General features: G+C 66.3%; 20 protein-coding genes. 13 read left to right on the forward strand and 7 right to left on the reverse strand.

What is annotated here, in order from left to right; all coding sequences use genetic code 11:
• Positions 1 to 14: 14 nt before the first annotated feature.
• Both GC088_RS06635 and GC088_RS06640 read right to left on the reverse strand, forming a co-directional pair.
• Positions 15 to 989, reverse strand: coding sequence for a M56 family metallopeptidase (locus tag GC088_RS06635; RefSeq protein WP_323961546.1), 975 nt, complete (start codon positions 987 to 989; stop codon positions 15 to 17).
• 5 nt (positions 990 to 994) lie between these two features.
• A complete protein-coding gene (locus GC088_RS06640) occupies positions 995 to 1,366 on the reverse strand; it encodes a BlaI/MecI/CopY family transcriptional regulator (protein ID WP_323961548.1) in 372 nt (123 codons plus the stop codon).
• Positions 1,367 to 1,575: 209 nt separating this feature from the next.
• Here GC088_RS06640 and GC088_RS06645 point away from each other — a divergent pair, with 209 nt between their 5' ends.
• Genes GC088_RS06645 through GC088_RS06660 form a run of 4 tightly spaced genes read left to right on the forward strand, consistent with a single transcriptional unit; the run spans position 1,576 to position 8,583 of the window.
• On the forward strand, positions 1,576 to 3,144 hold the full coding sequence (locus tag GC088_RS06645) for a cytochrome ubiquinol oxidase subunit I (RefSeq protein WP_323961550.1): 1,569 nt from the start codon (positions 1,576 to 1,578) through the stop codon (positions 3,142 to 3,144).
• A gap of 42 nt (positions 3,145 to 3,186) precedes the next feature.
• Positions 3,187 to 4,209 (forward strand): cytochrome d ubiquinol oxidase subunit II, encoded by a 1,023-nt coding sequence (gene cydB / locus GC088_RS06650; protein ID WP_323961551.1) that lies wholly within the window; start codon positions 3,187 to 3,189, stop codon positions 4,207 to 4,209.
• Positions 4,206 to 7,613: a thiol reductant ABC exporter subunit CydD gene (cydD, locus tag GC088_RS06655; protein ID WP_323961552.1), complete on the forward strand. Its 3,408-nt coding sequence runs from the start codon at positions 4,206 to 4,208 to the stop codon at positions 7,611 to 7,613. Before cydB ends, cydD begins: the two co-directional genes overlap by 4 nt.
• Complete coding sequence (locus tag GC088_RS06660) at positions 7,600 to 8,583, forward strand: GNAT family N-acetyltransferase (protein ID WP_323961553.1); 984 nt, start codon at positions 7,600 to 7,602, stop codon at positions 8,581 to 8,583. The genes cydD and GC088_RS06660 overlap by 14 nt, the downstream gene beginning before the upstream one ends.
• Positions 8,584 to 8,617: 34 nt before the next feature.
• On the opposite strand, the gene GC088_RS06665 is transcribed toward GC088_RS06660, so the two are convergent.
• On the reverse strand, positions 8,618 to 11,095 hold the full coding sequence (locus tag GC088_RS06665) for a DNA gyrase/topoisomerase IV subunit A (RefSeq protein ID WP_323961554.1): 2,478 nt from the start codon (positions 11,093 to 11,095) through the stop codon (positions 8,618 to 8,620).
• Positions 11,096 to 11,230: 135 nt separating this feature from the next.
• Here GC088_RS06665 and GC088_RS06670 point away from each other — a divergent pair, with 135 nt between their 5' ends.
• From GC088_RS06670 to GC088_RS06685, 4 genes are all read left to right on the forward strand, one after another.
• Complete coding sequence (locus GC088_RS06670; RefSeq protein ID WP_323961556.1) at positions 11,231 to 13,912, forward strand: bifunctional acetate--CoA ligase family protein/GNAT family N-acetyltransferase; 2,682 nt, start codon at positions 11,231 to 11,233, stop codon at positions 13,910 to 13,912.
• Positions 13,913 to 13,973: 61 nt separating this feature from the next.
• Positions 13,974 to 14,651 carry a DUF5998 family protein gene (locus GC088_RS06675; RefSeq protein WP_323961562.1) on the forward strand — a complete coding sequence of 226 codons (678 nt, stop codon included), beginning with the start codon at positions 13,974 to 13,976 and terminating at the stop codon, positions 14,649 to 14,651.
• An 8-nt stretch (positions 14,652 to 14,659) separates the two neighbouring features.
• Positions 14,660 to 15,853, forward strand: a complete 1,194-nt coding sequence (locus GC088_RS06680) for an alkaline phosphatase family protein (RefSeq protein ID WP_323961565.1) — start codon at positions 14,660 to 14,662, stop codon at positions 15,851 to 15,853.
• A 3-nt stretch (positions 15,854 to 15,856) separates the two neighbouring features.
• The gene (locus GC088_RS06685; RefSeq protein ID WP_323961567.1) at positions 15,857 to 16,588 is read left to right on the forward strand and encodes a thymidine kinase; all 732 of its coding nucleotides are present in this window, start codon (positions 15,857 to 15,859) and stop codon (positions 16,586 to 16,588) included.
• A gap of 42 nt (positions 16,589 to 16,630) precedes the next feature.
• Here the strand turns inward: GC088_RS06685 and sepH are convergent, their stop codons facing one another.
• On the reverse strand, positions 16,631 to 17,950 hold the full coding sequence (gene sepH, locus GC088_RS06690) for a septation protein SepH (RefSeq protein WP_323961569.1): 1,320 nt from the start codon (positions 17,948 to 17,950) through the stop codon (positions 16,631 to 16,633).
• 301 nt (positions 17,951 to 18,251) lie between these two features.
• On the opposite strand from sepH, the gene GC088_RS06695 reads away from it, so the two are divergent.
• The gene (locus GC088_RS06695) at positions 18,252 to 18,551 is read left to right on the forward strand and encodes a DUF4193 domain-containing protein (protein ID WP_167992509.1); all 300 of its coding nucleotides are present in this window, start codon (positions 18,252 to 18,254) and stop codon (positions 18,549 to 18,551) included.
• 25 nt (positions 18,552 to 18,576) lie between these two features.
• Here GC088_RS06695 and GC088_RS06700 read toward each other — a convergent pair whose 3' ends face one another.
• The gene (locus tag GC088_RS06700) at positions 18,577 to 19,047 is read right to left on the reverse strand and encodes a DUF3093 domain-containing protein (protein ID WP_323961570.1); all 471 of its coding nucleotides are present in this window, start codon (positions 19,045 to 19,047) and stop codon (positions 18,577 to 18,579) included.
• 218 nt (positions 19,048 to 19,265) lie between these two features.
• On the opposite strand from GC088_RS06700, the gene dut reads away from it, so the two are divergent.
• From dut to GC088_RS06720, 4 genes are all read left to right on the forward strand, one after another.
• Positions 19,266 to 19,700 (forward strand): dUTP diphosphatase, encoded by a 435-nt coding sequence (dut, locus tag GC088_RS06705; protein WP_416377521.1) that lies wholly within the window; start codon positions 19,266 to 19,268, stop codon positions 19,698 to 19,700.
• A 63-nt stretch (positions 19,701 to 19,763) separates the two neighbouring features.
• Positions 19,764 to 20,519, forward strand: a complete 756-nt coding sequence (locus GC088_RS06710; protein WP_323961573.1) for a DUF3710 domain-containing protein — start codon at positions 19,764 to 19,766, stop codon at positions 20,517 to 20,519.
• Positions 20,512 to 20,847, forward strand: a complete 336-nt coding sequence (locus GC088_RS06715; RefSeq protein WP_323961574.1) for a hypothetical protein — start codon at positions 20,512 to 20,514, stop codon at positions 20,845 to 20,847. The genes GC088_RS06710 and GC088_RS06715 overlap by 8 nt, the downstream gene beginning before the upstream one ends.
• Positions 20,848 to 20,927: 80 nt before the next feature.
• On the forward strand, positions 20,928 to 21,590 hold the full coding sequence (locus GC088_RS06720) for a DUF3159 domain-containing protein (protein ID WP_323961976.1): 663 nt from the start codon (positions 20,928 to 20,930) through the stop codon (positions 21,588 to 21,590).
• Position 21,591: 1 nt separating this feature from the next.
• On the opposite strand, the gene GC088_RS06725 is transcribed toward GC088_RS06720, so the two are convergent.
• Positions 21,592 to 22,254: a potassium channel family protein gene (locus tag GC088_RS06725; protein ID WP_323961576.1), complete on the reverse strand. Its 663-nt coding sequence runs from the start codon at positions 22,252 to 22,254 to the stop codon at positions 21,592 to 21,594.
• The gene (locus GC088_RS06730) at positions 22,251 to 22,925 is read right to left on the reverse strand and encodes a potassium channel family protein (RefSeq protein ID WP_323961577.1); all 675 of its coding nucleotides are present in this window, start codon (positions 22,923 to 22,925) and stop codon (positions 22,251 to 22,253) included. The genes GC088_RS06725 and GC088_RS06730 overlap by 4 nt, the downstream gene beginning before the upstream one ends.
• Positions 22,926 to 22,944 lie beyond the last annotated feature (19 nt).

Consider the following 22,944-nt stretch of genomic DNA (forward strand, 5'->3'; position numbering starts at 1 on the left):
GGGCTGGTATCCGCCTACCCGAAAAGGCCGGGGGCAATCAGCAGTACGGTCGGAACCGTGAGCAACAGCGCCGAACTGGCCAGTGCCCCGAAAGTCTGGGCCGCGGTCAGCGGGGGCTGGGGTTCCACCAGGCGCCGCAGCCGCTGGACGGTGGACTGGAGGTTCTCATCCTGCTCCGGATCCGGCCCGATGTCGTTGCCCTCCACCATCCGCTTCGGGCTGTCCGCAGCGGGGCCGTGGGAGCCGGTTGCGACGACGGCGATTGCCTGAACCAGGACCGCCTGATCCACCTGCTTCACGGCTTCATCGTCCGCGAGCATCTCGATGAGCCCGTTAACTGCCTGTTGGGCAAGCTTCGACGTCGGCAGCCAGGGCAGTGCAGCGCGCCAGGCGGCGAACGCCCACAGGAGCAGATGGTGCCGCTGGCTCAGGTGGGCGCGTTCGTGTACCAGGACGGCTCGAAGTTCCTCTTCCGAGAGCAGCCCCATAAGTCCGTCAGAGAGTACGGTGACGGATCGTGCGCCGCCGGGCAGGCAGTAGGCGACCGGCGTCGGGTGCTTGATCACCAGGGTGGACGGGTTATCCAGTGAGGGGGAGCTGAGCAGGTTCAGCAGATTCCGGTGCCGCCGTCGTTGTCCGGTAATCCGCGCGTAGGTGATCAGCAGTGTGAACACGAGGTGTGCGGTCAGCAGGCTGGCCGCGCTGAGGGCGAAGACGTGAACCAGGCCCAGTGTGTCGGCCGGGCGGTTGTGCACCATCACGTCCCACAGGCCGCGCAGCGCCTCGATCAGGTTGTCTCCGAGCGGCTCGAGGCCCCACACCAGCATGGCTCCGATCATGGAGAGGCCGCCGGCAAGAGCGATTGCCTGCCAGAGGATCATGGCGGTGAAGGGGGACCGGGCCGGCCACTGTGCGCGCGAGAGAGCTATCGGAGCAGGCCAGGCCAGTACGACGGCGAGCGCGGCCAAGAAGTGGGAGGCCCAGAACATGGGAGCTAGCTGCTGCCCAGAAGCCGCCGGAGCGTGCGTGCCTCGCTCTCGGAGACGCTGCCGATGAAGCGCGCGAGTACCGCCTCACGGTCGGGTGCAGTGACGAGCACTTCGTGCATGAGCTCGGCTGTGTGGTCCTCGCGGGAGGTCACGGCGCGGTAGCGGTGCGGACGGGTGTCACGCTCCCGCTCCACGAGCCCCTTCTTCTCCAGTCGGGACAGTACGGTCAGCACAGTGGTGACCGCCAGTTCCTTGCCCTCGGCAGTGCCTTCCGGTGCGAGAGCCAGTGCATCCCGGAGCGAGTTGGCGGTCATGGCCTCCTGGGTGCCCCACAGCAGGTCCATCACTGCGCGTTCGAGTTCACCTAGCGTGGCCATTCCTATTCCTTTGTTGATCTTCCTGCCGGTTCACCGGGCACCTGCGGGAGCAGATCCGGTTCCGGCTCCTTCTAATCTACAACTTTTTTACGTGAGGTTCTACGCCACGTAGAACACCTCTCCGAAATTGTTCTACGATGTGTAGAAGAACAAGTTCTACAGGACGTAGAAGTAGTTCGGAATACTGTGCTCGGAGGAATTGAGGACCCGTGGAAGCACTAGAGATAGCCCGCTGGCAATTCGGAATCACAACGGTTTACCACTTCCTGATGGTGCCGCTCACCATCGGGCTCGGTCTCGTGGTCGCGGTCATGCAGACCCTCTGGTACCGCACCGGCCAGGAGCACTACCTGAGGATGACGAAGTTCTGGGGCAAGCTCTTCCTGATCAACTTCATTATGGGCGTGGCCACCGGGCTGGTGCAGGAATTCCAGTTCGGCCTAGCCTGGAGCGAGTACAGCCGCTTTGTCGGCGATGTCTTCGGGGCGCCGCTGGCGATGGAGGCCCTGCTGGCGTTCTTCGTGGAGTCCACATTCCTGGGCCTGTGGATCTTCGGGTGGCGGCGGCTGCCCGGGATCCTGCACCTCGGCTCTCTCTGGGCGGCGGTGCTGGCTTCCGTGTTCTCCGCCTACTTCATAATCGTTGCCAACTCCTGGATGCAGCATCCGGTCGGCGTGGAACTGGTCGACGGGCGCGCTCGTATGGTCGACGCCTGGGCAGTCTTCACCAACAACACCGCTGTAGTGGCCTTCGTGCACACGGTGTTCGGTGCCCTGGCGGTCGCCGGCGGCTTCCTGCTGGGGATCGCCTGGTACCACCTGTGGAAGCGCCGCCATGACGGTCTGGACACGGTCGACGACGACGGCATGGTCATCGTCGGGTCGGATGACGCCCGCTCGCGCGGCGCAGTGGACCACCAGGTCTGGCTGCGCTCAGCGCGCATCGGCGCCGTCGTCGCTTTGATCTCCTTCGCCGGCACCGCTGTGTCCGGCGACCTGCAGGCCAAGCTGATGTTCGAGCAGCAACCCATGAAGATGGCGGCGGCCGAAGCTGCGTGCCACGACGGTACCGGTTTTTCGGTGCTGTCGATCGGGAACATCGGCTCGCAGAGTTGCGACGACATCGTTGCCGTCTTCGAAGTGCCCGGGCTCCTGTCCTTCCTGGCCAACGGAGACTTCACCACAGAGGTCAAGGGCGTCAACACGCTGCTGCCTGAATACCAGGAGCAGTACGGCGAAACCCTGCCGAACGACCCCGCGTACGGCGAGCGCGCCGGGATGGCGATCGACTACCTCCCGGTGATGGAGGTGACGTACTGGGGCTTCCGCATCATGATCGGTTTCGGTGCCGTTGCGGCGTTCGCTGCCCTCGTGGCGTTCTGGATCCTGCGCAAGGGCACTGTCCCCGAATCGCGTTGGCTGATGCGCCTCGCCGTCTTCGGAATCCTTGCTCCGTTCGGTGCGAACTCCGCGGGCTGGATTTTCACCGAGATGGGGCGCCAACCGTTCGTTGTGGCGCCGAACCCCGATCCGAGCGGCATCGACGGCGTGTTCATGTTCACCGCCGCAGCCGTTTCTCCTGGCGTGTCCCTGGCGGAACTGGTTTTCTCGCTGGTTGCCCTGACCCTCGTCTACGCGGTCCTGCTGGTCGTGGAGGTGAAGCTGCTCTTCACCTATGTGCGCGGCGGCGTGGCCTCCGCCATGCCTGAACTGGTCCATGCCAAGGACGAGGAACCGAACGGAAAGGACGACGACGATGTCCTCGCCTTCGCCTACTGACCCGACGAACCGCATTCCAGCCCTAGAAAGGGACGTGTCCGCATGACCGAGCTCCTCCCTACCATCTGGTTCATCCTCATCGCCGTGCTCTGGACCGGATACCTCTTCCTTGAGGGCTTCGATCTCGGCGTGGGCATGCTCATGAAGACCTTCGCGCGCACGGACCGGGAACGGAGGGTCCTGCTCAACACAATCGGGCCCGTCTGGGACGGCAACGAGGTCTGGCTCATCACGGCGATCGGCGCAACCCTCGCAGCCTTCCCGCTCTGGTACGCGTCCCTCCTCTCGACCCTCTACATCCCCTTTGTCCTGGTGCTGCTGGCGCTGATCTTCCGGGCCGTCGCCTTCGAATACCGGGGGAAGATGGACAATGAGCAGTGGCGTCGCCGCTGGGACCTGGCGATCTTCCTCGGTTCCTTCACCTCCGCCGCAGGCATCGGAACCGCCCTGGCGCTGACCACCACAGGACTGCCGCTGAACGCGAACGGTGACCGGGTGGGAGGACCGTTCGTCTGGGTGAGCTTCGACGCGCTCCTCGGTACGGCCGCCGTCGTGCTGTTCTGCGTTGTCCACGCACTGGCATTCCTTGTCCTGAAGACGCATGGTCCCATCCGCGAGCGGGCCCGCAGGCTGCTGATCCGCCTGCTGCCGGTGGGCATCCTGCCGCTGCTGGCCTGGGCTGCGCGCGTGTTTGTCGACGGCGGTACGCTCTGGACGGCTCTTGCCCTCGCGATTGCGGTGGTTGCCGCGACGGCCTCCTGGTTCGCCGAACGGTCAGCCCGCGACGGTTGGGGCTTCGTGTGGCTGGGAGTGTCGTTGGCCGCTTCGCTGGCCTGCATCTTCGGCTCGCTCTACCCCCTCGTGCTGCCCTCGACCGTCAGTGACGGATTCAGCCTGACGGTGCAAAATGCCTCGAGTTCGCCCTACACCCTGGGCCTGATGAGCATCATTGCCGCCGTCGGCGTCCCGCTGGTCCTCGCGTACCAGGGATGGACCTACTGGGTCTTCCGCAACCGCGTCACCGAGCAGAGCATCCCCGAGGCGCACGCAGTGAGCCCGCTGTGATCAACCGCCTGCTCGCGCGCGGACCGGCCGGGGCTTCCGCACCCGCCGGACCCATCTACGTGCTGGGAGTCCTTGCCGCGCTCAAGGCTGCCGGACTGCTCCTGGTTGCCGAGGCGATCGCCCGCGGGATCACGGCAGTTGCCGAGGGACGCGTGCCCGACGCAGCCTTGCTGGTGCTGGGAGCCGCAGGGGTAGCGCTCCGCGCGGGGACGGCGTGGGGCCAGCAGGCCACCGCGTTGCGCCTGGCGAACGGCGTCAAGGAGCGGTTGCGGAGGGAAACCCTCGAACGGGTACTTATCGACGGCGCGCCCGGGGACCGTACGCAGGGCGCGGGAGCGCTGAGCGTCCTGCTGACCCGCGGCCTCGACGGCCTGGACAAGTACTACACGCAGTACATGCCGGCGTTGATAACCTGCGCCATAGTCCCGCTGCTGATAGGGGCACGGATCCTCAGCGCCGACTGGGTCAGCGCCGTCGTCATCGTCCTGACCATCCCCCTGGTACCTGTGTTCATGGTGCTGATCGGCTGGCACACCCAGGAACGCACCAGCGAGGCCCGGGCCGCCCTCGACCGGTTGTCGGACCACCTGCTCGAGCTCGCCAGGGGGCTGCCCGCGCTGGTGGGCCTCGGCCGCGCCTCAGCCCAGACCCGCGCGCTGCAGGACATCGGCGCCGGATACTCCAAGCGCACTATGGAGACGCTGCGGGTTGCTTTCCTCTCCTCCCTTGCCCTCGAACTGATCAGCACCATCTCGGTTGCCGTGGTGGCTGTGTTTGTAGGGGTGCGGCTGATTCATGGAGATGTCGGACTGGAGGTGGGGCTGCTCGCGCTGATCCTTGCCCCCGAGTGCTACCTGCCGCTGCGCGACGTCGGTGCCGCGCACCACGCCAGCGACGACGGATTGGCGGTCGGGCGCGAGGTCCGTTCGATCCTCAATGCGCCGCGCACGTCAGTGCCAGTAACAACAGCAGCCGACGACGGCGCTCGCCACGCGGGGGCGGTCAACCTCACCGTGCGCCATGCCGGCGCATCGGAACCGGTGCTGCAGGACGTAACGTTCACACTTGCGCCGGGCAGGATCACGGCCATCACCGGCCCCAGCGGAAGCGGCAAGTCCACCCTGATGGGGCTCCTCGCCGGACTGCCGCAACCCGGTGTGGCGGTGTCTGGTGAGCTTGTTGCGCCGGAGGCACCGGTTGCCTGGGTGCCGCAGCACCCCGAGCCGCTGTTCAACACGGTCCGCGAAGAGTTGGACTTCTATGCAGGGCACCCGCTCAGCAGTGCCGAACAACTGGATGCGCTCGCCGTCGTGGGTGGGGCGCACCTGTTCGACAAGTCGACGGGCGAGCTGAGTCCGGGCGAGCTCCGCCGACTGGCGGTCGCGCGCGCTCTGCTGCGGGTGCAGGATGGCGGCACGCTGATGCTGGATGAACCGACCGCGCACGTCGACGACCGTACGTCGGACATCATCCGGCGCACGATCACCGGCCTTAGCGGAAAGGTCACCGTCATCCTCATCGCTCACGATGACGCAACCGCGCGGCTCGCCGATTGTGTTGTACCTGTTGTACCGCTCGGCGCTGCTCCGCTCGGCATTGTTTCGCCGCGAGATGCTGAGGGCATGGACCGGACCGATGCCCGGGATACTTCTGAAGGAGTTGAAATACTCACGGCCGGCAACGACCGGGACGTGCGGCAGAGTAAGGGGGACGAGGATGAAGCGCGGGGCCTGACGCCCCTACGTGCCGCCCTGACCGCCCTGGCACTGGTGAGGCCCTGGTCCCCGCGGTTCCTCGCCGCGTTGGCTTTCGGTACGGGTTCATCCGCGTTTGCCGTTGCCCTGACCGCCCTGTCCGGCTGGCTGATCGTGCGTGCCTGGGAACAACCGCCCATTCTCTATCTGTTGACCGCGATTGTCGGTGTCCGGTTCTTCGGGATCGGGCGGTCCCTGTTGAGGTACTGCGAACGGTTGTGGCTGCACGAAAGCATCCTGCACACCGCGGAGGCCCTACGACTGCGCCTGTGGCGGACCCTGTTGCAGCGAGCACAGTCCTGGCGCTCCCTGTCCCGCGGCTCGGGCGGGCTGGAGCGGCTGGTAGGGGACGTCGACGAGCTTCGTGACAGCGCGGCGCGGGCCGTCTTCCCACCACTTACCGCAATCCTGACCGGACTGGCAGCCCTTCTCACGACAGCGCTCATCCTTCCGTCAGCCCTCGGCTGGCAGGCCTTGGCGGTTGCCGCAGGGCTCCTCGCCGCTCCTGCCGCTGCCATCGTCGCCGAACGATCAGCCGGTGCAGCCGGAATCGAAGTGCGGGCAGCGATTCTGAACGAGACGAGCAGGCTCCTGCGCGCGGCCCCGGACGTCTCGGCGAACGGCAGGGCGCGGCGGGCCCTCGACCGGCTTGCCCGGCTTGACGACCGGGCGGCCCGCGCCCTCCGCCGCAGCCTCTGGGCAGGCGGCGCCGGGCAGGCGCTGGTGATCCTGGCGTGTGGAACAGCCGCGTTGGGGATACTGGCGCAGTCCGGTGGCCTGCCGGCAGAGCTGGTGGCCGTCGTCGTACTCATGCAGCTGGCACTGATGGAACCCTTCGCGCTTGGCGTTGCGGCGGTGCAGCAGTGGGGACCGCTCGGGACCGTTGCGCGCCGTATTGATGCTGAACTGCGGCTGGCAGCGGGTCAGGGCCGCCCGGCGGGGCGCACCCCGGAAGCTTCGACAGGTACGCAAGCACCAGTGCTTGCACTCAGGGAGGCGTCCGTCGGCTACGAACCGGGAAAGGACGTGGTCAGCGGTGTCACCCTCGAGCTGCGGGAGGGGACCTGGACAGCGCTCACGGGGCCCTCCGGCAGCGGCAAATCGACCCTCATCGGCGCACTGCTGGGGTTCCTTCCACTAAGTCGCGGCCGTTACCTGATCAACCCTGCGCTCGCCGGTGCCAACGGACGTGCCGCGGCATGGTGCCCGCAGGAAGGGTATCTGTTCGACTCCACCGTTCGTGCGAACCTCCTGCTGGCACGCGATGCCGGAGCAGCAGTGACCGACGACGAACTCTGGCGGGTCCTGGAGTCGGTGGGTCTGGAGCGCACCGTCCGCGGGCGAACCGGCGGACTCGACTCTCGGATAGGACCAGGCGGCATTCGCCTGTCGGGCGGCGAGCGCCAGCGCCTTGCGGTAGCCAGGGCACTGCTGACGCGCGCCCCGGTGCTGATCCTCGATGAACCCACCGCGCATCTCGACGCCGACGGCGCCGCCCGGCTGATGGGGGACCTGCGGCGCGGTTTGGGCGACCGGCCGGTTCTCCTGGTCACCCACGACCGGACCGAGGCACGGCGTTGCGACACCGGCGTGGAGCTGGGCGCCGGCCCGGCCGGCGATCACCTACGCTGGGAGCATGCCTACGCCTGAGCTGATACCGGCCGACCAGCAGCTGAGCTGGCGCGCGATTACCGATGCCGATCTCGACGGCTGGGAGGCCCTGCTCCGCCGCATGGCGGTGGAGGACAAACCGGACTGGATCGAACAGCGTGCCGACCTGGAAGAGGTTCTGGCTGCCAAGAAGAACAATCCCGTCCTGGACACCATCCTCGGGGTTGACGGCGAAGGCACTCCGCGTTCCTTCGGCCGGATCAGCGCGAACGCCGGCTCGAACATGGTCCACGTCTTCGGCGGCGTTGACCCTGCATGGCGGCGGCGCGGAATCGGCACGGCAATCCACGAATGGCAGGTGGCACGAGCGCGGAAACGCCAGGCCGACGCCGGTATTCCGGACGGCTTCATCCGGGCCTACGTGGAGGAGAGCAACCCCGGGCATCGCGCGCTGCTCGAATCCTCGGGCGCCACTGTGGTGCGCTGGTTCACCGAGATGACCAGGGACCTCGCCGAGGACATACCAGAGGTTGATCTCGATCCGGAGTTCGAAATCGTCGCGTTCAGCGACGACATCTCGGAGTCCATGCGGCTGGCGCACAATGAAGCTTTCCAGGACCACTGGGGGAGTGAGCCGCGGGACGAGGAGAGCTGGCGGTTCACGGTCACCCACCCGGAGTTCCGCCCCGACTGGAGCCTCGCCGTGATCGACAAGTCCTCGGGCGAGGTGGCTGCCTACGAGATTTCGAGCTACGACCCCGAGTCAAAGGAACTGGTCGGTTTCATCGAGGGCTACACCGAGCTGCTCGGGGTGCGCCGCGCGTGGCGCGGTCGACGGCTTGCCCCCGCGCTGCTCGCCGAGGCGATGCGCCGGTTCAAGGCCGACGGCATGGAGCACGCCGGCCTCGGCGTTGACACTGAGAACCCGTCCGGCGCCCTTGGCCTCTACGAGCGGATGGGCTACACGCCCACCCGCCGCTCCATGGCTTTCGAGAAGGTCCTCAGCTAGGCCGGGGTAAGCCGCGTACGCCGGGAGAGTTGCGTTAGGCCGGGTTCGGTCCGACCGCATCAACGGGCTGCGACAGCGCAACTCCCGAACCGTCCCGCCTGCCGTGTTCCGTGGGCAGCGCACGTGCCACGCCGGTGCTGGATACTGCTCGCGCCGGACCATGGCCTGCCCACGCGAGCACCAGGTGATCCTCGCCCTTCAGGAACCGGTGCGCGCGCACACCCCCGGTGGCGCGTCCCTTGGCCGGGTACTCGGCGAACTCCGTCACCTTGACCGAGCCGGGTACCGTCCCCGGCAGCGACTCGCTTCCCGCCGCGATGGTAACGACGACGGCGGCGGCGTCTTCGGCGCGCACCGCGCCGAAGGAGATAACGACGTCGTTCTCTCCGAGTTTGATACCGGCCACGCCGCCTGCCAGGCGGCCCTGCGGGCGGACCGTCGAGGCGGGGAAGTGCAGCAGCTGGGCGCCGCGCGTGATGAACACGAGGTCGTCGTCGTCCTCCGCCTGAGCCAGTCCCACCACGCTGTCGCCGGCCTTGAGGGTGATCGCTTCCCAGTCGTCCCGGTTCAGCGGGTACTCGGGAACCACCCGCTTCACGACGCCCTGCGCGGTGCCCAGCGCGAATGACTTGTCCAGCGGCACCAGGCCCACCAGGACCTCCCCGCGCTCAAGCGTGATGAACTCCTTGACCGCGACGCCGCCGGAGAGGTTGGGGATCCCGCTCGTGGGCGGCAGGGCCGGCATGTCCACGACCTGCAGCCTGAGCATCCTGCCGGCCGAGGTGAGAGCACCGATTTCCGCGCGGGCGGTGGTGGCGACCACCGAGGCGAATGCGTCGTGCTTGACGCGCTGGCCGCCGTCGGTCATCGGCTCCCGGCCGGTTGTGCGGGCCAGCTGGCCGGAGGTGGACAGAATGACCCAGCACGGGTCGTCGGGTATCTCCAGAGCAAGCGGCGCCTTGGCGCCGTTCCCCGTCGCAGCGGGCAGCGCCGTGCCGTTCAGGGGCCCTGTCGCTTCGGACTCGAGCAGCACTGTGCGCCGCGGCGTGGCGAACTGTTCGGCTACGTCGCCGAGTTCATCCGAAACCAGTTGCCGCAGCTTCTGCTCCGACCCGAGGATTTCCTCCAGCTCCGCGATCTCCCGCTGGAGTTCTTCCTGCTCCTTCTCCAGCTCAATCCGGGAGTACTTGGTGAGCTGGCGCAGCCGCAGCTCCAGAATGTAGTTCGCCTGGATCTCGGTGAGGTCGTAGATAGCCATCAGCCGTTCGCGGGCAGCGGCCGCCTCGTCCGAGGAACGGATGATCTGGATCACTTCGTCGATGTCGACGATCGCGATCAGCAGGCCTTCGACCAGATGGAGACGGTCCTTCTTCTTGCCCAACCGGTAGGAGGTGCGCCGCCGCACCACGGAGATGCGGTGGCTGATGTACACCTGCAGCAGCTCGATCAGGCCGAGCGTGCGCGGCTGGCCGTCCACCAGGGTGACATTGTTGATGCCGAACGAGTCCTCCATCGGCGTGAACCGGTAGAGCTGCGCAAGCACGGCGTTCGGATTGAAACCGTTCTTCAGCTCGATGACCAGGCGCAGGCCGTGCGTGCGGTCAGTGAGGTCGACGATGTCGGAGATACCCTGCAGCTTCTTCGCTGTCACGGCGTCCTTGATCTTCTCGATGACCTTCTCCGGCCCGACCATGTACGGCAACTCGGTCACCACCAGCCCGGTGCGCCGCGCCGAGAGCTGCTCGACCTCAACCGTCGCCCGTGTCTTGAAGGACCCGCGTCCGGTTGCATAGGCATCGCGGATCCCGTCCAGTCCCACGATCTTTCCACCGCTGGGAAGATCAGGCCCGGGAACGAAGCGCATCACGTCGTCGAGCGTGGCTTCCGGGTTGTCGATGAGGTGACGCGCGGCGGCGATCACCTCGCCCAGGTTGTGCGGCGCCATGTTGGTTGCCATGCCGACGGCAATGCCGGTGGCCCCGTTGACCAGGAGATTCGGGAACGCCGCCGGCAGCACCTCGGGCTGGGTCAGCTGGTTGTCGTAGTTCGGGACGAAGTCGACGACGTCCTCACCGAGGTGGTCCGTCATGGTGAGGGCCGCGGCCGCGAGCCGCGCCTCCGTGTAGCGGGCGGCGGCGGGACCGTCGTCGAGGGAGCCGAAGTTGCCGTGGCCGTCGATGAGCGGCAGGCGGAGCGAGAAGTTCTGCGCCATGCGGACCATGGCGTCGTAGATCGCGGCATCACCGTGCGGATGGAGCTTGCCCATGACCTCGCCCACCACGCGGGCGGACTTGACGTGCCCCCGGTCGGGCCTCAGGCCCATGTCGGTCATCATGTACAGGATTCGCCGCTGGACGGGCTTAAGCCCGTCGCGGGCATCAGGCAGCGCACGCGAGTAGATCACCGAGTAGGCGTACTCCAGGAAGGAATCTTCCATCTCGGAGGTCACATCAATATCGATGATGTTCTCGGTGTAGTTCTCGTCCGGGGGTGTGGCTTGGCGCCTGGCCATGGTTCCTGTGGTCCTTCAGCGGGTGGTCTTGAAAGGGCGACCGCGTCGCACGGCGTGCGGAGTGTGACTCAGTCGTTGGGGCGGACAGGGCGGGGCAGGCTGACGTGAGCCGGACCCGCCCGTTAGTGTGAGTCTATGGCGGCTGAAGAACTTTACCCTGAATATTGGGAGGCCGACGTCGTGTTGCGGGACGGGTCGACCGGGCACCTGAGGCCCATCTCACCGGCCGACGCGGACGCTGTTCAGGCCTTTCACATGAGCCAGTCGCAGGACTCCATCTACCTCCGGTTCTTCACCTACAAGTCCTCCCTGAGCGAGCGCGAACTCAAGCGCTTCACCGAGGTGGACTATGTCAGCCGGGTGGCCTTCGTGGTGACCCGAGGCGGCAGGATCATCGGTATCGGCCGCTATGACCGCCTCGACGACCCGGAAGAGGCCGAGGTGGCCTTCAACATCGCCGACGCATACCAGGGCCGGGGCCTGGGCTCCATCCTGCTGGAGCATCTCGCGGCGGCCGCGCGGGAAAACGGGATCCAGCGCTTCACCGCCGAGGTGCTGCCCGAGAACCGGAAGATGATCACGGTCTTCGCCGAGGCGGGCTACGAGGTGGACCGCCGCTTCGACGACGGAGTGGTTGAACTGAGCTTCGACATCGACCCCACCGACCGGTCCCGCGCAGTCATGGAATCCAGGGAACACCGCGCCGAGGCGCGCAGCATGCAGACCCTTCTGACGCCGTCGTCTGTTGCCGTCATCGGTGCCAGCCGCAGCTGGGGAAGTGTCGGGTACTCGCTGCTTGAGCACATCGTCGAGGGCGGCTTCACCGGGCCGGTGGCCGGAGTCAATCCCGAGGCGTTCGAACTGAACGGCATGGTTGCCTACGGCTCGATCGGCGAGGTGCCCGGCCCGGTTGACCTCGCTGTCATCGCTGTGCCGTATGAAAGCGTGCTTGCGGTGGTGGAGGAGTGCGGACGTGCAGGAGTGAAGAGCCTGCTGGTGGCAACCGCCGGCTTCGCCGAGAACGACGGCGAGGGGCTGGCCCGCCAGCGGGAGCTGGTGCACAGCGCCCGCTCCTACGGCATGCGGGTGGTTGGTCCCGCCTCCCTGGGCATCATCAACACCGATCCCGCCGTTCGCCTGAACGCTTCGATGGCTCCGGCGCTTCCGCGGCCGGGAGGTCTGGGCCTGTTCAGTCAGTCGGCGGCCATCGGAGTCATGCTGCACGCCGCGGCCGCGCGCCGTGCGCTGGGGCTGTCCTCCGGGCTGTCGGCAGGTAACCGTGCCGATGTTTCCGGCAATGACGCCATGCAGTACTGGGAGGACGACCCGCGCACCCGGGCAGTGGCCCTTTACCTGGAGTCAGTGGGTAATCCCCGGAAGTTCTCGCGCATTGCGCGCAGGCTCTCACGGATGAAGCCGGTGATCGTTGCCAAGTCCGACGTGATGGGACTCCAGCTTCCGCCCGGTCACGCGGTGCGGACAACCCAGGCGCCGGGAGGCGCGCTGGACGCAATGCTCCGCCAGTCCGGCGTAATCCGCGTCGAGACCACCGAGCAGCTCATGGACGTAGCGCAGATCGTGGTGGGCCAACCGATCCCCGGCGGATCGGGGGTTGCCGTCTTCAGCAACTCGCTTGCGCTGGGCAAGGTCGTCGCCGATGCCGCCCAGGCCCAGGACCTCGACGTCGTCCGGCTGAACGCACATCTGGACCTGGACGCCGGGCAGTCCGTCGCCCTGCCTGAGCTGAAAGCGGCGCTCACCGAAGCGCTTGAGGATGCCACGGTTCATTCGCTGATCCTGACGCTCATCCCGGCCGTGGGACTGACTTCCGAGCAGATTCTCCCGGTGCTCGCCGAGTGCGGAAGCGCTGCAGGCAAGCCGGTGGTCGCCTGCTTCACCGGGGTGCTGGATTCAGCCGAACAGCTGGAGGGCCTGGTGTCTGGCGACGAAGCAGGAACCGGCGTGCCGTGTTTCTCCAGTCCCGGCGGGGCAGTGTCGGCCCTGGCCGCCGTCGTACGCTACAGCAGGTGGCGGCAAGCCGAACACGGTGTGTTCGCAGAGCCGGCAGGCGTCAACGAGGACGACGCCGCGACCCTCCTTACGAGCGTCCTGTCCGGGATCCGTGACGTCGGGCTGCGCCGCCTCGACGGCGAGCAGACCGGGCGGCTCCTGGGAAGTTACGGGATCAACGTACTGCGCTCGATCCCGTTCGAGACAACGGAAGAGGCGGTGCTGGCTGCCGACGCCGTCGGATGGCCCGTTGCGCTGAAGACCGTTGACGAGAACCTGCGGCACCGACTCGATTTCGGTGGAGTACGGCTCAATGTCCCCGACGCGGCCTCGCTCCGCGCCGGCGTCGAGGCGATGCGCAACGAACTGCGGATCTTCGGCGCCCCGGGCCTTGAGGTGCAGACCATGGCGCCGGCCGGACAGGCCTGCGTCCTACGGGCCATCGAGGACCCACTCCTGGGTCCGGTGGTGTCGTTCGGGATGGCCGGCGACGCCGTGAACCTGCTGGATGACTGGGCCCATGGAATCCCGCCTCTGACCACCGTGGACGCCGCGGAGCTGGTGAGGACTCCGCGCGCCAGCCGACGCCTCTTCGGATATCAGGGCCTGCCGCCCGTAAACGTTGCGGCGCTGGAGGACCTGCTCCTGCGTGTAGCCCTGCTGAAGGACCGGCACCCTGAAATCGCGCTGCTGCAGTTCAACCCCGTGCTGGTCTCTCCCGACGGGCTCGCTGTGCTGAACGCAGAAGTCAGCGTGGGCAACCCGCAGCAGCGCACCGACAGTGCCCGCCGCGCACTAAGGGACTGAAGGGCCCGGATAAAGCATTGCTGGTTAGGTGAGCGACGCCGCCATAAGTCACACTGGAACCATGACTCCATCGCTGTCGGCGGAACGCCGCGACCTGGATGCCTCCCTCGAACGAGCCGGCTTCTACCCGCGCCTCGTCGCCGATGTTGTCCACGACGCACTCGACGGACGCGAACCCCTGTCCCACGTGGTTCACCTGGAAACCCACTTCGAGCGCACGGAGGTGCGCCGGCACATCACCGTACTGGTACTGACCGACGACATGCTGGTGGTCACCCACGTCGATGACCAGCAGCATGACGACGCCGGGGAGCAGGTTACGGCGCAGGTCTCGACTGAATCGGTGCCGGTGAGCCAGATCCGCTCGGTGGTGCTCAGCTACCTTTACTCCCAGCCGCAGAACTACAAGCCTTCCGACCCGGCTCGGGAGCTGACCCTCGGTATCGCCTGGTCAGGCGGGCAGCGGCTGGATATGGGGCCGGCGAGCTGCGGAGATCCGCAGTGCGAGGCAGACCACGGTTACACCGGAACCATCGCTCAGGAAGACATCGTGCTGCGCGTCAGCGCGGAAGCTGACGGCCTTCAGGCTGTCCAGAACGCCAAAGCCTTCGCCCGCGCCCTTCGCACGGTGAGCACCGCCAACCCGGCAGTTGCCGGCGTCGTCGTCAATCCGCCCGCCGGGAACCGCCGACAGCCGGGCCTGGCCACCCGCTTCAGCCGCGCGCACCACGGGCGGTAACCCAGCACGTGACCGCGCCATCGCTTCACCGGGAACCGCTCCCTGCCGCACCCGCCTACGGACGCTCCACCATTGCCGAGGTGTTCACCAGTTCAGCCGCCGCTCTCGGGCTTCCCGGCTTCACGAACGCCCTTGAGCTTCCTGCCGCACGCAAGGTGTGCGTGGTACTTGTGGACGGGCTCGGCGCATCGCTGTTGCGCCAGCGCTCCGGCCACGCACCCTTCCTGCGCCAGTTCCTGGATTCGTCGCGAAAGCTTGGATCGGTGTTTCCCAGTACGACGGCGGCAGCTCTCGCCTCGCTCGGTACCGGCCTGCCGCCCGGTCAGCACGGCCTGGTCGGCTATGACGTGCTGGACCCGGGCCAGGGCCGGATCGTCAACATGCTGGGCGGCTGGGACCCCGGGGTGGAGCCGCAACGCTGGCAGCCCCATCCCACCCTGTTCGAACGTGTCTCGGCCGAACTTCCGGTAACCAGTGTGGGCCTTGCCCGCTTCGATGGTTCCGGACTGACCCGCGCGGCGCTCCGTGGAGGAAAGTACGTCGCCGGCAGTACGCCCGAGGCCCGGGTGCAGGCGGTATGCGAGGCGCTGTCCGGCCCTGACCGGTCGCTGGTGTACCTGTATCTGAACGAACTGGACAAGACCGGGCACCGCTCCGGCTGCAGTTCCGCCGAATGGGGTGACCGCCTGGAAGACCTGGACCGGACCATGCGTTCTCTGGCAGCGAAGGTTCCCGCGGACACCCTGCTGCTGCTGACCGCCGACCACGGCATGGTCGACGTAACCCCCGCCCAGCACATCGACTTCGCCGGCGATACTGCTTTGTTGGACGGCGTGGCCCTGACCGGAGGTGAACCGCGTATGGTCCACCTCTATCTCGAGGACGACCTGTCCGAGGCCGCCGCCTCCCGCCTGGTCAGCGCATGGCGCGACGCCCACGGCGGGCGGGCATGGGTCCTCACCCGTGCGGAGGCAGTCACCGCCGGGCTCTTCGGAGAGGTGGCGCCCGACGTCGCCCGCCGTATCGGCGATGTCCTGATCGCCGCAAGGGAACCGGTGGCGTTTTACGACACACGGAGGGTTCCTGCCTCTGCGCTGGAGGTGGTCGGCCAGCACGGCTCCATCACCCGGGCCGAGCGAGAGGTGCCGCTGCTGACGCTTCGCAAGCCCGGCCCCGGTCCCTCCCGCATCGTGGGGCGCTGAGGAATGGCGGAACTGGTCTTCTTCTCAGGCACCATGGACTGCGGGAAATCAACCCTCGCCCTGCAGATGGACCACAACCACAGCGCCCGCGGCAGGGGCGGGCTCCTGTTCAGTTCGCATGACCGTGCGGGGGAGTCGGTCATTTCGAGCCGGCTGGGGCTGATGACGCGTGCAGTCGAAGTGCGCCCTGAGACAGATTTCTGGGAGGAGATCGTCCGGCGGAGGACGCATGGAACCCGGGTGGACTATCTCATCTGCGATGAGGCCCAGTTCTATACGCCCGAGCAGATCGAACAGCTGGCGCGCATTGTCGACGACATGGACATCGACGTCTTCGCGTTCGGGATCACTTCGGACTTCCGCACGCAACTGTTTCCCGGTTCCCGACGGCTGATCGAACTCGCCGACCGAACGCAGGTGCTGCAGGTCGAAGCGCTGTGCTGGTGCGGGCGGCGCGCTACCCATAATGCCCGGACCGTTGACGGCGTCATGGTCGTGGAAGGCGAGCAAATGGTGGTGGGCGACGTCGAACAGCCCGTTCCGGACACCGATCCCGGGCAGGAGCGCCTGACGGGCGGCGGCCTGGAGGCATTGGATGCACCCGCGGGTCCGGTGATCGGCTACGAGACCCTGTGCCGCCGTCATCACATGCGCAGGGTTACCGCATTGACCGCGCGACGGCATGCTGGAAGCGATAATCCGCTTCCCTTTGATCCCGCCGCCGCATTGCTGTAAACCTGCCTGGGCCGTCAGGCAACGACGACGCCGGACGGCTGCTTAGTCGCCCTTGGTCCCGAAGACGATCTCGTCCCAGCTCGGCACGCTCGAGCGCCGCGGGCGGATCTTCCTGTCCGCGGGAGACTCCGCGCGCCGGGCTGCATCGCCCGCAGGCTGAACAGGGTCGGAGGCCGTCCGGCTTGCATTTGGCTCGTCCTCCCGGTCCTCCCGGTCCTCACGTTCCAGGGCTTCCTGGTTTTGGGCTTCCTGCTTAGCGGCTTCCTTTTCCACGGCTTCGCTCGGCTCGCTCAGCGTGGCGGGCCGGGCGATCACGCTGATCTCACGCGTGTCCGTGCTGACACCTTCGAACAGGCGGGGGGTGCCGTCGTCGTACTGGTCATCGTGGTGGTGATGGTCTTCGAGGATCGACGGTGCGAGGCTCAGTCCCGGGAACGGCCGCCGCTCCTCGGCGTGCTCCGCTGGATCGGTCTCACCGTGGCCGGGGCGGGGATGGGCAGCCGGAATGTGGCCCTTAGCTAGCATGAGGGCGAGCGCATCGTCGGCATCCTCATCGGCACCCAGCCGCTGTCCCCGGCGCGAGCGAAGGACATCCAGCAGTTCGTCCGGGTCTGCGTCTGGGGCCTCTTCTCCGACCGCGTCCGCTTCGAAATCGAAGACGCGGTCGGCAACGGCGCTGAGCCGGCGGGAGGGCAGAGGGCCATCGAGAGGTTCGAGTTCGCTGAGCACCTGCGCCCAGCGGTTGGCGTTCAGGATGGTTCGCCGGGAAGGGTTGAACGTCCACTGGGCGGGCGGTTCCTCACCCACCGAGGCGGCAGCGCCGCTGGGGAGCTCAAAGCGTACGACGACGGTCCAGAGTCCATCAGGCTTGCGCCAGGCATCCCACTCCGCGGTGTCGGGATCAACGCCGAACGCCTGGAGACGGTAGCGGACCATGTCGTCGAGTTGCGCCGGATTGTCACCGAAGGCCGAGCGGTAGCCGTCGTGGGAGGGTAGGGGAGAGGAAACCTCAACCCGCTGGGCCAACTGCGCCATGTAGTCCCGCTCGGCCCGTACCGGACCCTCGTAGCGCAGGACATGCTGCAGTTCGACGCCCGTTTCGTCGACGATTTCCTGGGCAGTGGCTCCGCCGCGGATCCGGGCCTGAATGTCGCGGGGACTTAACGACGAACGCTTTTGCTGCCCGTCACTGCCTGTGGGTTTTCCCCCCGGGGTTTCCTGACGTACTGGACGCGGGGACGGCCGAGTGCTCGCCATCCGCAGCGCCTCGTTGATTGGCAGGCGGAACGAGGCTCCACCCTCACCGCCCAACAGCAGATGACCTCCGTTCTCATCCACGCCCACCAGCCGTAGCTCCTGCATGAAAAACCCTCCAGCCGACATACTTTGCTTTCGGTGAAACTCTGCCATCCAGAAGGGCAGGTTCCTACTTCATCCTTGGTGTGGCGCGGAAGTTGTGTATGAAGGCCGGAGCGGGCCGGTTCGGGTGCGCGGGTTCCGATTCGCTTTTCCCGGCATGATCGGCAACAATCTCTGCGGTACGGGCACAAATCGGGTCATCTCGGCGTTGTGTACACGAAACAGGAGCCGGTAATCTTCGGGCACCTGTTCAACCGGCAAGACTTTCATCCCTAGATATCCACCGGAGCGTGAACAACTAACTATGGCGACAGACTACGATGCGCCGCGGAAGACCGACGACGAGCTCAGCGAAGACTCTATTGAGGAGCTGAAGTCTCGGCGCACGGACAAGCAGTCCGCGGTTGTCGATGAAGACGAGGCCGATGCTGCGGAAGGGTTCGAACTTCCGGGCGCCGACCTCTCGGGCGAGGAGCTGCTGGTCCGGGTTCTTCCCGCACAGGCAGACGAGTTCACCTGCGCCTCCTGCTTCCTGGTGCGCCACCGGTCCCAGATCGCGAAGGAGAAGGACGGGCTGGCCTACTGCAAGGATTGCGAAGGCTAGGAACCCGGCTGCGGACGTGTCCGCACTACGCTCCCTCTACCGGGGCGGTCAGGACGGCTTTCAGCTGTTCGGGCCGCCTCGTTGAGGTTAACCAGTAAGGAACCGGGTCTTCGGGATCATCGATCCTGATCCTCACGACCGGCGAAATCCAGCCCCGGATGCATAGGTAGGCCTTGCCGTGCAGCTTCGGACCGCGCTGCTCCGTCGCCTCCGCACCGGAGTATGCCTCTACGGGTCCCAGATACTTTCGCTCAATCTGCGCGCGGCCAACCTGCAGTTCAGTGGCCGTTACGCGGATGCTCGGAGTCGACAGCACCAGCAGGGTGGTCAGAATGGCTGCAACGACGACGGCGGCGGCGATGCCCGCGCCGATGCTGATCGGAATGAAGGTGAAGACGGAAGCAACCGCCGCCCCGGCCACGACAATCCAGATCCACGGTGCGGGCCACAGCTTCTCTTCGTAGAGAACCGGGTCAGTGGCAGATCCTGTAGGCATGACAGCTAGCTAAGCACCTTTCAGGGTGCTTTTCATCCTGGCGCACGGAAGCTCCGCGGCCCGTGAAAGCGATAGAGTGAATGGAGCAAACGGGCTGCGGTGTTCCGCAGTTTCAGCGCTGTACGTACGGACGTGCATCTGCTGTGCCCGCTACGACCAGGAACTGTGCAGGAGAAAACGTGCTGGATACCGCGGAAGCCTTGTCCGTGCAGATAAAGATGCTCGACGACGGACTTGAGCCCCCTGCCTACGCCCACCCCGGCGATGCGGGCGCGGACCTTCGTACACGCATCGACTTCGAACTCCTGCCCGGCCAGCGCGCCCTGATCCCCACCGGGGTGTCACTGGCGCTCCCTGCCGGGTACGCGGCATTCGTCCACCCGCGATCGGGTCTGGCGGCCAAGCACGGGGTCACCGTGGTGAACGCTCCGGGTACGGTCGACTCCGGCTACCGCGGTGAAATTGCCGTCACCCTTCTCAACACCGACTCCTCAGAAGCGCTGTCTTTCCGCCGTGGCGACCGGATCGCGCAGCTGGTCATTCAGAAGGTGGAACATGCCACCTTCGTGCAGGTGGAGGAACTTCCGGACTCAGTGCGGGGATCCGGAGGGTTCGGATCAACTGGAGGATTTGCGCCGGTTCCGGGCATCTAAGCGAACTGACGCATCCCACTGGCAGCGGTACGCTGCCGACGAACATTAAGGAGGAACCCGATCATGATCTTCGGGCGCCGAAAGAAGAACCAGGAAACGAGCAGCGCCGCTGAGGCTCCCGTCACCGGGCAGGACCAGGACGGGCAGGACCAGGACGGGCAGGTTGAAGCCGTCGAGGAAACTCCGGCCGTAAGCGGCCGCGCCGCCACCGGTCCGTTCGACGTGTCCGAGAAGGAAACGCCCGAAGGCTACGTCGACCTCGGTGCACTGCGCATTGCCGCCACCGAGAACCTGCAGCTGCGCCTCGAAGTGGAGGAGCGGACCAAGCGGGTCATTGCGGTGACGTTGGATATCAACGGCTCGAACCTCCAGCTTCAAGCGTTCGCAGCTCCCCGGTCAGAGGGCCTCTGGGACGAGATCAGGGGCCAGATCGCCGCCTCGGTCGGATCGCAGGGTGGAACCGTGGAGGAACGAGCCGGCGAGTTCGGAACCGAACTCATTGCGAAGTTGCCCGCCCAGACGCCGGACGGCCGGCCGGGTTTCCGGGTTGCCCGTTTCGTGGGCGTGGACGGGCCGAGATGGTTCCTGCGCGGCGTCTTCGGTGGGCCGGCTGCCATGGATCCCCAGGCTGCTGAACCGGTAGAGCGCCTCTTCCGCAACGTTGTTGTGGTGCGCGGTGACCATCCGCTGCCGCCGCGGGAGCTGCTACAGCTCCGACTGCCCAAGGACGCTGCAGGCAAGAAGCAGCAGCCGGAGGAACCCAAGAGGCTCGGTGATGATCCGCTCCGGCGAGGTCCAGAGATAACGCATATTGGCTGACGCAGCCCCGGAACCTTCGGCAAGACCCCTTCCTCGCCGCGGCCGCATAGCCGGACGGGGTTTTGTGGAGCGGATCACCATCTTCCCGCGCAGCGAGGCGGCACGCTTCGCAGCAATGGTCGCCCTAAACGAAGATGCGTCGGCGAGTGGCAGTTCGGGACAGATCGGGACGCATGTCCGGTTGGTGTGGACCGGACAGCGGAAAATCTCCGGGGTGGATCCGGGCATAACCCTGGCGTTCGAGGGAACAGTCAGCACGGTTGACGGCATACCTACCGTCCATAACCCGCGGTACGAGATCATCGGCCGTCGTGAGGAGTCATTGTGAGCCAGCCCATTGAGGATCATGCCGACAACGAACGCCCGACCGCACCCGACGAGCCGGCTCGTTCCGACGGGGGCCAGGGGATGGGCGCACTTGCCGGCCAGTACGCGGCAAAAGCCGGTGTGCGCCAGGACGAAAGCGGCCGCATAGACGTTCTGCAGTCGATCGGCGGCGTTCGCGGGCTCGCCGAGAGCATTCTGCCGGGCCTGCTTTTCACCGTAGTGTTCACGGTGACGCGGGACCTCCAGGTTTCCCTGGTGGCTGCGCTTGCCGTCTCGGCGATCTTCACGGTGGTGCGCCTGGTCTCCAGGACTCCGCTCACACAGGCGATCTCAGGGCTGGTCGGTGTTGCGATCTGTGCCTTCGTCGCGAACCGCACAGGGAACGCGGAAGATTTCTTCCTGCCCGGCTTCATCACCAACGCGGCCTACATCCTCGGCATGGTTATCTCCATCGCGGTGCGCTGGCCGCTGGCCGGGCTGCTGTTCGGATTCATCCGAGGCGAAGGGGTGGACTGGCGGAAGCACGCTTCCCGCGTCCGTGCGTATTCGCTGGCCACTTGGCTCATCATTGCGGTGCTGGCCCTGAGGCTGATTGTCCAGGTCCCGCTCTATTTGGCTGACAACATTGCCGCCCTCGGAGCAACCCGCGTCGCGATGGGTGTACCGCTCTATGCGCTCGGCCTATGGTTTGCCTGGCTGGTCTCCCGACCGGATGCGCAGAAGCAGCAGGATCCTCCCGCCTGAGCTAGCTCTCCGGCGAGAGCGCTGCGCGGAGCGCGTCCTCGGCTGCGATGGCCGCCACGAAGAACAGTTCGTCCCCGGCCTCCACCACATCATCCGGGCTCGGGGTGATGGGGGCATCGTCCCGCAGGATGGCTACAGCGGTGCAATCCTGGGGAAGGTCGATGGAACCCAGCGTCCGTCCGATCAGGGCGGATTCGTGGGGGACCGTGAACTCAACGATCGCAGACACTCCTGTCTGCAGGGTGAGCAGACGCACCAGGTCGCCGATCTCCACGGCTTCCTCGACCAGGGCGGTCATGAGCCTCGGTGTATTGACGGCGACATCGACACCCCAGGAGTCGTCGAACATCCAGTCATTCTTCGGGTTGTTCACGCGGCCGACCGTGCGCCCGACTCCGAACTCGCTCTTGGCGAGCAGGGAGACGACAAGGTTGACCTTGTCGTCGCCGGTGGCCGAGACCACGACGTCGGCTTCCTCCAGTTTCGCGTCCTTGAGGGTTGTGAGCTCACACGCGTCGCCGATCAGCCAGCGTGCACCCTTCAGTCCGCTGCGCCCGACAACCTCCGGCTTCTCGTCGATCAGCAGGATGTCGTGATTGTTGGACAGCAGTTCCCGTGCGATCGAAGACCCGACGCTTCCCGCGCCGGCGATGACTACCTTCACGCCGATTCCTCCTGCGGCTTCTTCGAGAGCACCCGGGCCACTTCATCAGTCGCCGCGGTTTCCATCATGGCGTGCACAATATCGCCCTCCTGGTAACTGGTGCCCGGTGCGGGCAGCATTCCCTCTCCAAAGCGGGTGATGAACGCAACCCGGACTCCGGCTGCTGCCTCAATCTCCCTCATGGACCTGCCCAGCCAGCCCTCGTGCAATGCGAGCTCACCGAGGATCAGCCGTCCCGAGGGCTCACGGAAGTCGCCGCTGATGGTCTGCTCCGGAAGGATCCGCCGAAGAACCTGGTCGGCGCTCCAACGCACCGCAGCAACCGTCGGTATGCCCAGCCTCTGGTAGATCTCGGCGCGTCCAGGGTCGTAGATCCGGGCAACCACATGCGGTACATGGAAAATCTCCCGGGCAACCCGGGTTGCGAGGATGTTTGAATTGTCGCCGCTGGAGACGGCAGCGAAAGCATAGGCGTTCTCGATGTCCGCGCTTTTCAGGGTGTCCCGGTCGAAGCCCACACCCGTCACCTTGCGGCCGCCGAACGATCCCCTCAGCCGGCGGAAGGCGCGGTCGTCCTGGTCGATGATCGCCACACTGTGGCCGGAATCGTCCAGGGTGTGCGCCAGACTCACGCCCACCCGGCCGCAGCCCATGATTACGAAATGCGCCACAGCGCCGCTCCTGCTTCCT

It is taken from the genome of Arthrobacter sp. JZ12, assembly GCF_035189165.1.
Taxonomy (GTDB): Bacteria; Actinomycetota; Actinomycetes; order Actinomycetales; family Micrococcaceae; genus Arthrobacter_D.

Bases quoted from the DNA above. Each gene is read 5' to 3' on its own strand.
- cydB (WP_323961551.1), top strand. From the start codon at position 3,187: ATGACCGAGCTCCTCCCTACCATCTGGTTCATCCTCATCGCCGTGCTC.
- GC088_RS06635 (WP_323961546.1), bottom strand. From the start codon at position 989: ATGTTCTGGGCCTCCCACTTCTTGGCCGCGCTCGCCGTCGTACTGGCC.
- GC088_RS06665 (WP_323961554.1), bottom strand. From the start codon at position 11,095: ATGGCCAGGCGCCAAGCCACACCCCCGGACGAGAACTACACCGAGAAC.
- GC088_RS06675 (WP_323961562.1), top strand. From the start codon at position 13,974: ATGACTCCATCGCTGTCGGCGGAACGCCGCGACCTGGATGCCTCCCTC.
- GC088_RS06660 (WP_323961553.1), top strand. From the start codon at position 7,600: ATGCCTACGCCTGAGCTGATACCGGCCGACCAGCAGCTGAGCTGGCGC.
- GC088_RS06685 (WP_323961567.1), top strand. From the start codon at position 15,857: ATGGCGGAACTGGTCTTCTTCTCAGGCACCATGGACTGCGGGAAATCA.
- GC088_RS06670 (WP_323961556.1), top strand. From the start codon at position 11,231: ATGGCGGCTGAAGAACTTTACCCTGAATATTGGGAGGCCGACGTCGTG.
- GC088_RS06695 (WP_167992509.1), top strand. From the start codon at position 18,252: ATGGCGACAGACTACGATGCGCCGCGGAAGACCGACGACGAGCTCAGC.
- GC088_RS06640 (WP_323961548.1), bottom strand. From the start codon at position 1,366: ATGGCCACGCTAGGTGAACTCGAACGCGCAGTGATGGACCTGCTGTGG.
- dut (WP_416377521.1), top strand. From the start codon at position 19,266: ATGCTCGACGACGGACTTGAGCCCCCTGCCTACGCCCACCCCGGCGAT.
- GC088_RS06700 (WP_323961570.1), bottom strand. From the start codon at position 19,047: ATGCCTACAGGATCTGCCACTGACCCGGTTCTCTACGAAGAGAAGCTG.
- sepH (WP_323961569.1), bottom strand. From the start codon at position 17,950: ATGCAGGAGCTACGGCTGGTGGGCGTGGATGAGAACGGAGGTCATCTG.
- GC088_RS06710 (WP_323961573.1), top strand. From the start codon at position 19,764: ATGATCTTCGGGCGCCGAAAGAAGAACCAGGAAACGAGCAGCGCCGCT.
- GC088_RS06720 (WP_323961976.1), top strand. From the start codon at position 20,928: ATGGGCGCACTTGCCGGCCAGTACGCGGCAAAAGCCGGTGTGCGCCAG.